Here is a 13,261-nt window from a genome sequence, read left to right as displayed (position 1 = left end):
CTATCATACAAGAGTATTTATAAAGGAGCGATGTCCATGAAATATAATTATAAGCTAGACCAAGTACGAATTTGGGCTTCCATTGCTGTGGTTCTAATTCATGTGACCTCATATCTACCTAATTTGGGGCGCGAAACTTTGGAGAATTATTACTGGTATCGGCCCATATTGAATCTGGGCGTTCCTTTCTTTTTTGGCGTGTCAGGCTATTTGCTCAATGCCAAAGAAGATGCCTTTGTTCGCCGCTATTGTCGGAATATTAGTTTTCGTTTTATAATTTATTCGTTATTCTATGTTCTGGTCGATGGCCTCATCTTGCTGTCCTTACATCAGAATTTGCTTCAAGCAGCCTCAGCTTGGCTCAATGAGCGGAATCTGTATTCATTCTTCAATGGGACTTGGGGACAATATCATTTATGGTTCTTGTTCGCTCTAATCTTTGCCAGCTATGGTGTGGGTAAGCTCTTGCAATGGCGCTGGGATATTCGTTATATATTCTTCCTATGTTTATCGCTAAACGCGGTGATTTGGTTGACCCCGCGATCTGAATTTCTAGATATGCTATTTCGTTATGGTGGCATTCCCAAAGCCATGCTATATATTTCTTTAGGGGCGATGGCGGTCCAGCATCCGCCAAAGATACGGATTCAGCGTTGGCATATCCTGCTGAGTGGCGTGGTTTATGGCTTGCTCTTCAACTTTAGTCAGTTTAATCTGTTTAATGAAGTCGCCTTAGTGGCGTTAACTTATTTGTTATTAGCCTATGTGATTCAACGTCCAGGAGAATATTCTTGGTTAAATCGCTGGTCCAGCATGTCCTTGGATATTTATGTCCTTCATGTCCTCTTTCTAAAAATTGTTAAGCTCTATGGAGAAGCTAAATTATGGAATTGGTTTAACTCGGATTTATTATATATTTTGGTGTTGATGCTAGTCTGTGTCTTAGGCTCTATTCTGATCTATCCTTTAGTCAATCGATTCTTCTTCGATCCACTGGAACAATTATTGAAATTAAACTTAGAAGAGTAGAGACTCCACATCAATTAGGTTATAATGATAAACATAAGTATAAAAGGAGGCATGCATGGTGAAGGTGCGTAAAGCAGTTATTCCAGCAGCAGGATATGGGACTGGATTTCTTCCAGCAACCAAAGCCCAACCCAAAGAATTACTACCGATCGTTGATAAACCTATCATTCAATTTATTATTGAAGAAGCCATTCAGTCCGGGATTGAAGAAATTTTAATCATTACAGGTAAACATAAGCGAGCGATTGAAGATCATTTCGACTCGAATATTGAATTAGAAGACAATTTAGAGAAGAAAGGCAAGACTGAACTTCTAGAGATTGTTCGCTCGACTACGCGGACCAACTTATATTTTGTCCGTCAATCTTATCCAAAGGGTTTGGGTGATGCCATTTATCATGCTAAGGCCTTTGTCAATGATGAGCCTTTTGTGGTCATGTTAGGGGACAATATTATGGTTGGTGACCAACCCGCAACCAAGCAACTAATCGATTTATATGAAGAGATTGAAGCCCCATTGATTGCCGTCTTACCGACCGATAAGGCGGAAATTTCGAATTATGGCGTAATTCAATTGAATCAAGAACTAGCAGATCATCCAGGTGTCTATGAAGTTTCGCATTTTATTGAGAAACCAGCTGCTGAGCAAGCGCCGTCTAACTTGGCAATTGCGGGCCGTTATATCTTGCCAGCAACCATCTTTGATGTCCTTGAGGACCTTGATCCAGGTGTTGACGATGAAATTCAGTTGACCGATGCGATTGAACGATTGAATCAACAGACACGCGTCTTTGCCAAAGAAATCGATAGTCAGCGCTATGATGTCGGCAATAAATTTGGTTATATGCAGATGAGTTTAGCTTATGGTTTGCAGCATCCCGAAACGGCGAGTGGTCTAAAGACCTATCTGCAAGATTTGGCTCAGAAATTGCGCTAAACCATAGATTAGGCAAAACTGGGATTTTAGAACAAACCTATTAATCATAAGAACTACCGAATACTTAGCTAGAGAGATTATCCTAAAATATTCTGCAAGAGTTGGACTGAGATTGCATAAACAAGATCTAAACTCCACTCGTTAAAGCAAGCTGGATTTTCGCTCTGATCTAGGAAAGTATTCGGTGTTTTTTAGTTTGAAAGTTGAATTAGAGGATTCATAATATTTGAAAAAGTACTCTACGTGTGTTGCTTGAAAGACTGTGTCAAATGATTTTCAATCTTTTTAAGCCCAAAGTAAATGGATTCGAAGATTCACCATCTGGACAGACATTGTAGGCATTTATCGCTGAGCATCTAAGAGTATTCGAGTCGCTTTCTCATACGGTATAAAAGAGGGGAAGGGCCAATCATGAAATTCTGGCCCACTTGTACTATAATAGAATCACTGACAAGAGAATAATAAGGGAGGGATTCAGTTGGCAAGTAAACATCGTTTAATCAAATGGTATAAAGATAAGCAAGGCTTAGTTTCTTATTCCAAAGAAAATCGTGGAGGACCGCATAGTTATGATAGTGCAGGAGCTATGTTCTCTGCCTTAATCTATGCCGATTACCTTCCTCAACATTCTTGGATTGGTGACCTGTCGCTCTTATTACATCTAGAAGGTTCCTTACTCCATTGTATTGATTACCGGGAAGTCCGGCGAGGTGATATTTTTATTTCGACTGATCCAGATCAGCCACAAATTGGTTATACCGGCGTGGTCATCGACCGCCACCGGATGATTTATTGTAGCGAAGAATATGATGGGATTGTCATTTCAAAGTTTAGGAGCTGGCCGGAACAAGAATTATATTGGTATCGTTTAGCCGAACCCGTCCGTAAGCAAGAGTCTTTCTTGGAGAAATTGGAACAATGGCTTAATCGCTACAATCGACGTCGAGCACTTCAGGCAGTAAATACTTTGGACTTGAGTCGACGGCTTAATCAGCTTTATCGTGACATAAATCACAGAAAAGTTACGGATTGATAACAGATTTGAAATAACTTTCATCTAGCTATCCATGATGATACAATAATTGTGAAGAACTAATATAAGGAGGACCTACCTTGAAGAAGAATTTAAAACACTTAATGGTTGGCTTACTAGCTTCAACCATGGCTTTGGGAACCGTTCAATCGATTCATGCCCAAGCCACTTATACTGTAAAATCAGGCGAATGGTTATTGAAGATTGCTAATGATCACGGCGTTTCTTTAGCTGATTTACAAGCATGGAATGGATTAACCAGTGATTGGCTAGACGAAGGCCAAGTATTATATATCGAAAATCCAGGCAGCGCTTCTGAATCAAGCTCAGCCACTCCAGTAATCAGTGGATCCACCTATGTGGTTCAACCCGGTGATACCTTATACACCATCGCGATTGCAACCGGGACAACTGTGGATGCTTTAATGGCCAATAATGGCCTTAGCTCATCTTGGCTCAATGTTGGAGATGTCCTCTATCTAACAGCCGGAGGCGGTCAAGCTAGTCAACCTGCTCCAATTACTTCCACACCTTCAGCCAGTGGCTATCATGTGGTTCAACCAGGCGATACCTTATCCTATATTGCAATCGCCAATGGTACAACCGTTGAGAATATCATGGCCATTAATGGTTTGACTAGTACTTGGCTCAATGTCGGTGATAAATTAGCCTTGACCGGATCCGGCGCAAGTTCAGTAGATTCAGGAATTACTTATACCGATGATTGGTCAGGTTATCATACAGTCCAAGCGGGGGAAACTCTCTGGGATATCGCCAACGCCTATGGCACAACTTATGAAGCGTTAATGGCAGCAAATGGTTTGAGTTCTTCTTACCTCAATGTCGGTGATCAAATCGCTGTTCCTGGTTATATTGAAACAGTAGTCGCGAATGATTCAGCTGCTGAGTCAAGTCAGCCATCAACGAGCCCAGCAAGTTCGACCAGCAATAGCAACAAGAAAGATAAAGAGAAAGAAAATGACAAAGAGAAAGATACCGAACAAGATTTGCGAGAGCTTTCTAAAGAAGAGTTAGAGAAACTTTATAAAGAACTACCAGAAGCAGCCCGTCCACGAAAACATAAGGTTGCCGAAGGTGAAAGTTTAGAATCGATTGCTCAGACTTACAATTTCTCCGTTAATTCCATTAAAGAATGGAACGAATTGAGCGACGATCAAGTTCCAGTTGGCGAAGAAATTTATGTCTCTAATCCGCGCTATATCCCTGAAGTGTATGAAGTAGCTGCTGGCGACTCCTTAGACTCCATTGCCAGTCAATTTGAAATCTCGACCCAAGATATCGATGAATGGAACAAGTTGAATGGGGCTGCCGCTAAGGAAGGCGACAAATTAGTCGTTTCAGATCCGACGCCACGTCAACATAAGGTTCAACCGAAAGAAAGTTTAGAAGCGATTGCCAAGAAATATGGCATCAGCAAGGAACAGTTAATTCAATGGAACAATTTACCTGAAACTGTACAATTCTTTAACGGTACCTTGGCCGTGGTCGATCCTGAAGGGGTAGAATTTGACCAAGAAGCAGCTAATACTGATGAACAAAGTTCTGCAGACAATGGCCAAACAGAAGCCAGTCAAGAATCAAGTGAAGAAGAAACAACGGTTAGTGAATCATAATTTCTCAATGAATCGTAAAGAATCCCTCACTGGCGAGCTCATGATAGGGCTCTGTCAGGAGGGATTTTCTATTATTGACTGAGAGCAGCCCAAGTTGCATATTGACCGGCAATAGAACCGGTGACGAATGCGGCAGTGATATTATAGCCACCTGTGTAGCCATTAATATCTAAGAGTTCACCGCAGAAATAGAGTCCATCCACCAATTTTGAGGCCATCGATTTAGGCTCAACTTCTTTAACGGAGATGCCACCGCCCGTTACAAAACCTTTTTCAATCGGTTGTGATCCAGTAGCACTGATCGAATAATGTTTGACAGTTTGCCAAAGATCGTTTACCGCTTGATGTTCAAGTTGTTTATAGGCCTGGTCGGGAAGTATTTGACAGCGATGTAGAATAGCTTGGGCCATTCGTTCTGGCATCCAATTTTTTAATAGGGTTAAGACGTGTTTGTCACGCTGATCTTCTGCATGCTGGCAGAGATCCTCAATACTCTGTTCTGGAACTAAGTCGATGGAAAGTCGGGCAACTTGAGCCTCAGGATGGTCTGCTAACCAAAGGTTGACATGGCCTGAACATCGTAAGATGGCGGGGCCCGAATAACCAAAGTGAGTGAAGATCATATCCATCTGATGGTGGATGATTTCTTTGCTTTCAGCAGCATCATCCCACAGACTGACACGCACATTGCGTATGGAAATGCCCTTTAATTCATTCGATGTAACTTCTCGATCGGTTGATATCAGACTAGCTTCCGTAGGATAAAGGGGGCGAATGCTATGACCAACTGACCGCGCTAATGCATAGCCATCTCCGGTCGAACCGGTTTTGGGGTAGGCTCGCCCGCCCATCGCCAGAACTAGACTAGTACAGGCGAAAAATTGCCCATCTTGGGTTTCGACACCGACAATCTTTGGTCGATCAGCGGATAATTTCAAGGACTGAACCGTATTTTGGTAATAGATTGTAACACCGAGTTGATCTAATTCGGCGAGCAAGGTATCGAGAATGGTTCGTGACCGATCGCTAACCGGGAACATACGTCCATGATCTTCCTCTTTCAATGGAACACCTCGCGTTTCAAAAAAGGCTATGATATCTTCTTGGTCAAATTGATTCAAGGCAGAATACAGAAACTTACCATTGCCCGGAATGTGACGAATAAGTTCTTCTCGCTGAGTACGATTGGTGACATTACAGCGACCTCCGCCAGAGAGTAAGAGTTTGCGACCGGGAACTTTGTTCTTCTCTAAGATGAGAACCTTGGCTCCTTGCTGAGCTGCCTGGATGGCAGCCATCAGCCCACTCGTCCCAGCCCCAACTACAATTACATCATAATGATTTGTCATAAGGACTCCTTTAATGTTAATTAGGCGCAAGTCGACGAAGCGTCGACCCATATTGCCTCAGGATTGATTGTCTTTCATTCAGTTTAACATATACTTAAATTAAAGAACAAAGAAAGAAGGAGATAATATGGAGCAAATAGATCCGAAGAAAGTAGGCACCTTAATTCGCCAGTGTCGTCTTGATAAACAACTTACCCAGAAACAATTGGCTGATAAATTTTTCCTTTCGGATAGTACGGTCAGTAAATGGGAACGAGGCTTAGGTTTACCAGATGTGGAGCTATTATTACCGCTAGCTGATGAACTCGAACTCACGGTTAGTCAACTCTTATTAGGCAGTAAAGACCATGTCGACCAATATGAAGTACAAACGGTCGACCAATTATTAGGCCAAACCATCGAACTGAAAGTCAATCAACAAGCCAGAGCGCAAGAACGACTCGCCCGACGTCGTCAATATCAAGGCTATTTGGTATTGGCTTTAGGAATCTGGCTGTTGGAGAACCTATATCTCTATCTGAAACAAGTTCCCTTGTGGCAAGAAGATTATTGGATACCATCGGTACTCTTATTAATCTTTGCGATTGGCTTCTTCTTTATTATTCATGAAAGCTTACCTACTTATTACGATGAACATGCAATTTCCTTCTATACGGATGGGATCTTGCGAATGAATTTGCGCGGGATCTCCTTTAATAATCAGAATTGGCCCTATATCTTACTTCGTAGTCGGCAAACAATCTTAGGCTTACTGATAGTGAGTCCGCTCTTTTATTACTTTTTTGGACAATCTGCTGGTAAATGGAACTGGTTGCTCACAGCTATAGTCGTTATTGCCTTATCAGTCAGCCTGTATTTAGGGGCCTATCAAGCTAAGAAAGCCCATCAAGAATAGAGCAACATTTTATGTTGGTTTTGATAAAAAAGTGACCCCCTAAAGTTAGATCAAAAGCATCTAACTTTAGGGGGTCATTGTAGTAAGGGGGGCGATTTACTGAAATCATCCTTAAGCAAAATTTACAAAAGTCCGTCCGGTGCGTTTTTGTAATAGGCCGGTAAATTGATAACTTAATTCGAAATCGACCATGCCATGAATGAGTGTACCCAGACCCACCAGAACAACTAGGACATAAAAGAAATTATCGCTCATAGGACTCAATCCAAAACTGGTGAAGAGATAGACGACTAGAACCTCACCTAGGGCGTGGACTAAGTTCAGTCCTAAATTTAGTAGAAAACGTGAACTCACCCGAGTGAGAATCTGTTTCTGTTCTTGAATTATCCGAGCGCCGATACTGGCATAAATCAGATGGGTAAAAGCTCGGGCGACAATCACGACAGGAAAGCCGGCGACTTGAAAGCCCAAGGTGGTCCCTAAGGCGACGACTGCAGTGACGAGGGGAGAGACGAACATGGCCATGTTGATAGGTACATGACTGGCTAAGGTATAAGACGCAGGACCGATAATTACTTTGATTGGCATAATCATCGGGATAATAATGCCCACTGCCGTTAAGACAGCCGCAATCGTCATCGATCTGGTTTTACTTAATGGTGCTTGCATAATTTCCTCCTAAAGTTTATGGAGTTAGTGTAGCAATTAACTTTACACCTGTCAAGACACCTAACGAGTATATAGAATGCCAGCGGCTTTCAAATCGGCTTTAATCTGCTTAAATTCTTCGACGGTTGGCGTCGTTAAACTATGAATATGGATGCCATCGGTCAAAGAACTTAACATTTCGCCTTGATAATCAGACATTTGCTGAATAAAGTATTCAATATCCGCTAAACTGCTAATTTTTAAGGAGGCTTTCAAGATACCATAGACCGGATGATCCACCTGGACATCTTCAATTTGGCCGCCATCTTGAATAATAATACGTAACTCCTCTTCCGTTTGTTCAGGACCATGTTGACAGACAATCTTACCTTGGTAAGCGGTCGAACTTTTGGGTCCGGCTAATTCGGCCAAGACATATCCCTGGTTGGTCGCTAAGATATCGGCATAACCTGCTCGTAAGAGGGCAATGTCCCCGACAATCACTTGGCGACTGACTTGATATTTATCAGCAAATTGATTCGCGGTAATCGGGCTTTGACTCAGTCGCAAATCAGTCAAAATCTGCTGCCGACGTTCTTTGGCTTTCATATAAACACACTCCTTATCGAACTTATTATAGCATGGGCAGCATAGCTCTGCGATAAGTTATAAATTAATAGAGGTTAACTGTATAGTGAAAGTAAATTTTTAGAAGTAGAGCACTTAGTGAAAGCCTGCTATCGAATATTTAAGCCCAAGGTTTCGGACGATATTTCGAACATAAAGACCAACAATGAGGAAAAAATATAAATACTTTAGCCCAACTCCTTGACAGGCAGAGACTTGCCCAAGTATAATACTAGACGGTATTGTTTACCCCACTATAGAGCCCCGGAAACTCAATAGTTACCGTAAACAAGAAGAAGAAATTGGAGGAAAACATCGTGCGTCAAACATATATGGCTAAAAAGAACGAAGTTGAACGCAAATGGGTTATGCTAGATGCGACTGATATTCCATTAGGTCGTTTATCTACTGTAGCTGCATCAATCCTACGTGGTAAGAACAAACCAAGCTTTACTCCCCATGTAGATACCGGAGATTTCGTAATTATTATTAATGCAGACAAAGTAGCTCTAACAGGAGACAAAGCTACTGATAAAATGTACCACCGTCACTCAGGACATCCAGGCGGATTAACTTCCATTCCAGCAGGTGAAATGCGTGCTAAGAACTCACCACGCCTTGTTGAATTATCTGTTAAAGGAATGCTTCCAGACACCCGCTTAGGACGCAAACAATTCCATAAGCTATTTGTCTATGCTGGTGCTGATCACAAACATGCAGCTCAAAAACCAGAATTACTAGACATCAACACATTAATTTAAGGAGGGAAATAAATAAATGGCTAAAGTTCAATATTTAGGTACAGGTCGTCGTAAAAACGCCACAGCCCGTGTTCGTTTAGTTCCAGGAACTGGAAAATATACGATCAACGGTAAATCATTAGAAGAATATGTTCCCTTCGCTCACTTACACGTGGTTATGAACCAACCATTCGCAGTTACCGAAACTATGGGAACTTATGACATCTTGGTTAACGTCCAAGGTGGCGGTGTCTCAGGACAAGCCGGCGCAATCCGTCACGGAATCGCTCGTGCCCTACTTAATGTAGATCCAGACTTCCGTTCAGCCCTTAAGACAGCTGGTTTACTTACCCGTGACCCACGTATGGTTGAACGTAAGAAACCAGGCCGTAAGAAAGCCCGTAAGAGCTCACAATTCTCAAAACGTTAATTGCAGGAGCCGTTGCGAACTTGTTCGCTTACGGATACAGTATGGGACGGAGATTCTCTCGGAATCGAGTACCAATCATATTATTTACAGGACCAGTCCAAGCGGCTGGTCTTTTTTTTATGAAAATTAATTTGTTAAATAATTGAAGATTAGTTATTTTATTCGAGGAGAAAGATTTAGGGTTGTAAATCGAAGTGGAAAATATATCAGCTTTGATTACCAATCTTTTCAAAAAAACAATTTGTTTTTAAGATTTGACTGGTTACACCAGAAATTTTACACTATAGATATTTTTGATATAATATGAAGGTTAAGGTATTAGGATAAATTTTTTGTTATTATCATATATAGTGAGGAGGCAAATTATGAACTATATTGATTTGTTTGCTGGAGCTGGAGGATTTACTCTTGGGTTAGAAAGATTAGGCTTTAATAATTTATTTTCAGTTGAGTATGATGAGCAAGCTGCTTTAACGTATAAACAAAATTTTCCTTCCCATAATTTAATACAAAAAGATATAAGAGATTTAACAGATGAGGAGATAAAATCATTAATTTCAAATAATAATGTAGATATAGTTATTGGTGGTCCACCTTGTCAAGGTTTTAGTATTGCTGGAAATATAGGTAGAAAATTTATTGATGATGATAGAAACAAGCTTTTTAAAGAATTTGTAAGAGTGGTTAAAGTTACACAACCTGAACTTTTCATTATGGAAAATGTTGCTCATTTGGCTACTCATAATAAAGGAAGAACAATTAACGAAATAACGTCCGAATTTGAAAAACTTGGTTATAAAACACAGTATAAAGTTTTGAATTCTGTAAATTTCGAGGTTCCACAAAATAGAAGAAGAATATTTGTTGTAGGGACAAAAAATGTGACGTTTGAATTTCCTAAAGAGTCAACAAAAAATATCCCTATTGAAGAAGTAATTTCAGACTTACCTTCTTTACAAAGTGGAGAAACATCAGCTATCCCTAATCATAATGCAATGAATCATACTAAACAAATGCTATTAAAAATGTCATATGTTGAAGAGGGAGGAGACAGAATGACCATTCCAGAGGAAATTAGACCAAAAAGTGGTGATGTACGAAAATATATACGATACTCTAGAAATAAACCTTCAATTACCATAACAGGAGATATGAGAAAGGTATTTCATTATGAACAAAATAGGGCACTTACACCGAGAGAGTTAGCTAGGATACAGACTTTTCCAGATAGTTTTATATTTTATGGAAATAGTATTTCAATTCAACAACAGATAGGAAATGCCGTTCCGCCTAAATTAGCAATTGCTATTGCAAGAAGTATAATAAATTCAATTAAAGGAACAGATTGATGGGTAAATATCCAAAAGTAAATTATATAGGAAACAAACAAAAGTTAGCTGATTGGGTTATTGATAAATTACCTTTAGATAATGGTACTGTTTTAGATATATTTTCAGGTGGAAATTCGATATCTTATTTTTTAAAAGAAAGAGGATTTAAAGTTATTTCAAATGACGCATTATATGCTTCCTTTGTTTTAAGTAAAGCATTTATAGAAAACAACAGCATAACACTATCTTTAAATGAATTGAATGAAGCCAGAGAAATATCAATTCCATTTAATATAAGAAAAAGATATGACTGGCTTGAAAACGATTTATTTTTTCCTGAAGAGGTAGATGAATTAGTAAAATTTGTTGTTTATTCTGAAAAAATGGAAGAATATAAAAAGTATTTATTTCAGGCATTAATTAGAAGAGCAATGATAAGAAAATTACCCTATTCTAGAATGAATATAAATTGGGATAATATTATTAAGCTAAGAGATGAAGATTATTCTTATAAGAAGTATGGGAGGAAAAGGGCCTACCATAATAAAAGTTTTTATCATCTTATGATCGATGATTTTAATAGTTATAATTCTGCAGTATTTGATAATGGGAAGAAGAACCAATCTTTTCAAGAAGATGGGATTAAAATTGTACGTAAAATTAAGGAAGTAGATATTATTTATGTAGATCCACCATACCCAGGTACTATGAATAATTACGAGGGTTTTTACGGAAAATTTGATAGAATATTTAATAAAAATATTGATTATTTGGATTGGACAAAAAAAAATTCATTCATGAAAATGCTGAATCTACTTTTGTCTGAAGCCAAAAATAAGACAAGATATTTAATATTAAGTATTAATAGTAATACCGTTCCATCCTATTTAGAAGTTATTAAAATTTTTGAGAGTTATGGAAATGTGTTAGTTTATGAAAAAAAACATAATTATCAAGTTAGTGGGAAAATTAATAAAAACGATAATTATGAAATTTTAATAGTGCTGGAATATAATTAATTATTAGAGGTAAAAAATGAATAGAATCAACGCAAGGAAAAAAATTATAAAAAATCAAAAATATGAGGAATATTGGAAAATTACACTGGCCTTTACAGATTTTTATAGTGATCAATTCGTAAACACGTTAAGATTAATTATTGATCATATCGATAAATATAACTTAAGTAACCAAACTATTTCCCAATTAAAGGATAAACAGAGTTCTCGTGTAAATGAATCAGTAGTCCACTATAAGGAATTGGTCAAAACTATTTCAAAAGTATACCAGGTGGATGATAAATCAGGAGCTACAACAAGAAAGCAAATAAATACATATATTAAACTTGGTTTTATAAAACCATATCTACGGGGATACGTTGATGCTGCAAAAGAATATATAAAACCTAATCAAACGCGTGATAATAGACAGAGACTATTTTCTGATACAGTTTATGAATATTCCTCTTTTAATTGTTCAGTTACTAATGATGATTCTGATGTAAGGAATGTAAAATTTTTGGTTAATACTTTATTGAACAGTGATAGTAAAGTATTAGAGATGAACGATTTAATCGGGATGATGTTTATTAATATACGATCTTTAAAAAGAAATTATGCTAAAAAAAAAGAAATAGTGGCTGGCTTTAGAATGACAAAACAAATTGATTTTAAAGAGAGAAAATATAATCAAATGAGTCATTTTAGATCAGTCTTACGAAATTTAACTTTTATTAAATGTATAGGAAAAAAGGAAGATTTTAAGATTGCGTTATTAGAAGATGCAAAAACTTATCTGCCAAATGAAGGATCTACCTCTAGAGATGCCTATAGATTTATGTTAATGAAGAAAGCAGTTTACGAAGAAAGCATAAAAATTTATGGGCATCCTATCTCATGGCTTTCAAAAAGCAAGCAAGAGGGGTTAGTAGTTTCTCACATATATCCTTCTGCAATTGCATTGAAAAACTGGGAGATTGATAAAGCGTATGATCCAAATAATGCATTGTTATTACTTCCTGGGGATGAGGACCAATACTTTGATAAAAATAAAATGACATTTGATCAAAGTGGAAGACCAATTTTTTCTGATTTTGTTCGAGAGGATTTCAGGGAATATGTAATTGAAAATAATATACGATTGGACCAAGAGATTTATAATTCCAAAAGAAAAGAATATATGCTAAAACATAATGCGATTTTTAATAATAAAACTTAGTACTATGTTAAAGTAAATATATAAAAGGCGGATTTTATAATCAACTTAGCCATCGCTAAAAAATAATAAAAGCCATGTAAATTCATGTTATATTTAAGTCACGACACAAAAATATAAGAAGGATGAATTTACATGACGCAAACTCACTTTACCACATCTGATCGTAAATCAAAACACTTATCTTTCAAAGAACGGAGCCAAATTGAATTGTTGAAAAAACAAGGCTATTCTAACCGAGCCATTGCGCGAATACTGGGACGGGCGCCCCAAACAATTCATAACGAAATCAAACGGGGTTCGGTGGAACAAGTCCGTCAACAAAAGCAACATGGGAAGGTTTATACCTATCAATATTCCAAGTATATCGCGGAAGTCGGCCAAGAAGATTATG

The 13,261-nt window shown here is 38.3% G+C and carries 14 protein-coding genes; 11 read left to right on the top strand and 3 right to left on the bottom strand.

Annotated features, from left to right (window positions below):
- The first annotated feature begins 36 nt into the window (after positions 1-36).
- The 4 genes from BMX34_RS07420 to BMX34_RS07405 all read left to right on the top strand — a co-directional run bounded on the left by BMX34_RS07420 (position 37) and on the right by BMX34_RS07405 (position 4,633).
- Complete coding sequence (locus BMX34_RS07420) at positions 37-1,029, top strand: acyltransferase family protein (protein WP_159428892.1); 993 nt, start codon at positions 37-39, stop codon at positions 1,027-1,029.
- A 55-nt stretch (positions 1,030-1,084) separates the two neighbouring features.
- Complete coding sequence (gene galU, locus BMX34_RS07415) at positions 1,085-1,966, top strand: UTP--glucose-1-phosphate uridylyltransferase GalU (RefSeq protein ID WP_092572337.1); 882 nt, start codon at positions 1,085-1,087, stop codon at positions 1,964-1,966.
- 478 nt (positions 1,967-2,444) lie between these two features.
- Positions 2,445-2,999, top strand: a complete 555-nt coding sequence (locus BMX34_RS07410; RefSeq protein WP_159428891.1) for a peptidoglycan amidohydrolase family protein — start codon at positions 2,445-2,447, stop codon at positions 2,997-2,999.
- A gap of 80 nt (positions 3,000-3,079) precedes the next feature.
- On the top strand, positions 3,080-4,633 hold the full coding sequence (locus BMX34_RS07405) for a LysM peptidoglycan-binding domain-containing protein (protein ID WP_092572333.1): 1,554 nt from the start codon (positions 3,080-3,082) through the stop codon (positions 4,631-4,633).
- A 71-nt stretch (positions 4,634-4,704) separates the two neighbouring features.
- Here the strand turns inward: BMX34_RS07405 and BMX34_RS07400 are convergent, their stop codons facing one another.
- Positions 4,705-5,982 (bottom strand): BaiN/RdsA family NAD(P)/FAD-dependent oxidoreductase, encoded by a 1,278-nt coding sequence (locus BMX34_RS07400; protein ID WP_092572331.1) that lies wholly within the window; start codon positions 5,980-5,982, stop codon positions 4,705-4,707.
- A gap of 127 nt (positions 5,983-6,109) precedes the next feature.
- Between BMX34_RS07400 and BMX34_RS07395 the strand changes: the two genes are divergently transcribed.
- Positions 6,110-6,877, top strand: coding sequence for a helix-turn-helix domain-containing protein (locus BMX34_RS07395; protein ID WP_092572329.1), 768 nt, complete (start codon positions 6,110-6,112; stop codon positions 6,875-6,877).
- Between the two features lie 111 nt (positions 6,878-6,988).
- Here the strand turns inward: BMX34_RS07395 and BMX34_RS07390 are convergent, their stop codons facing one another.
- A complete protein-coding gene (locus BMX34_RS07390; protein ID WP_092572327.1) occupies positions 6,989-7,546 on the bottom strand; it encodes a hypothetical protein in 558 nt (185 codons plus the stop codon).
- Between the two features lie 60 nt (positions 7,547-7,606).
- Positions 7,607-8,134 carry a transcription repressor NadR gene (locus BMX34_RS07385; protein WP_092572325.1) on the bottom strand — a complete coding sequence of 176 codons (528 nt, stop codon included), beginning with the start codon at positions 8,132-8,134 and terminating at the stop codon, positions 7,607-7,609.
- Positions 8,135-8,469: 335 nt separating this feature from the next.
- On the opposite strand from BMX34_RS07385, the gene rplM reads away from it, so the two are divergent.
- The 6 genes from rplM to BMX34_RS07355 all read left to right on the top strand — a co-directional run.
- On the top strand, positions 8,470-8,913 hold the full coding sequence (gene rplM / locus BMX34_RS07380) for a 50S ribosomal protein L13 (protein ID WP_310795409.1): 444 nt from the start codon (positions 8,470-8,472) through the stop codon (positions 8,911-8,913).
- A gap of 16 nt (positions 8,914-8,929) precedes the next feature.
- Positions 8,930-9,322, top strand: coding sequence for a 30S ribosomal protein S9 (gene rpsI / locus BMX34_RS07375; RefSeq protein ID WP_092572323.1), 393 nt, complete (start codon positions 8,930-8,932; stop codon positions 9,320-9,322).
- A 365-nt stretch (positions 9,323-9,687) separates the two neighbouring features.
- On the top strand, positions 9,688-10,671 hold the full coding sequence (locus BMX34_RS07370) for a DNA cytosine methyltransferase (RefSeq protein ID WP_092572321.1): 984 nt from the start codon (positions 9,688-9,690) through the stop codon (positions 10,669-10,671).
- Positions 10,671-11,672, top strand: coding sequence for a DNA adenine methylase (locus BMX34_RS07365; protein ID WP_200793429.1), 1,002 nt, complete (start codon positions 10,671-10,673; stop codon positions 11,670-11,672). The genes BMX34_RS07370 and BMX34_RS07365 overlap by 1 nt, the downstream gene beginning before the upstream one ends.
- A 16-nt stretch (positions 11,673-11,688) precedes the next feature.
- Positions 11,689-12,870, top strand: a complete 1,182-nt coding sequence (locus tag BMX34_RS07360) for a hypothetical protein (RefSeq protein WP_092572317.1) — start codon at positions 11,689-11,691, stop codon at positions 12,868-12,870.
- A gap of 132 nt (positions 12,871-13,002) precedes the next feature.
- A partial coding sequence (locus tag BMX34_RS07355; RefSeq protein WP_143440744.1) for a helix-turn-helix domain-containing protein occupies positions 13,003-13,261 on the top strand: 259 nt, incomplete at its 3' end.

Source organism: Ignavigranum ruoffiae, assembly GCF_900110675.1.
Taxonomy (GTDB): Bacteria; Bacillota; Bacilli; order Lactobacillales; family Aerococcaceae; genus Ignavigranum; species Ignavigranum ruoffiae.
This window is presented reverse-complemented; position numbering and strand designations above follow the sequence as displayed.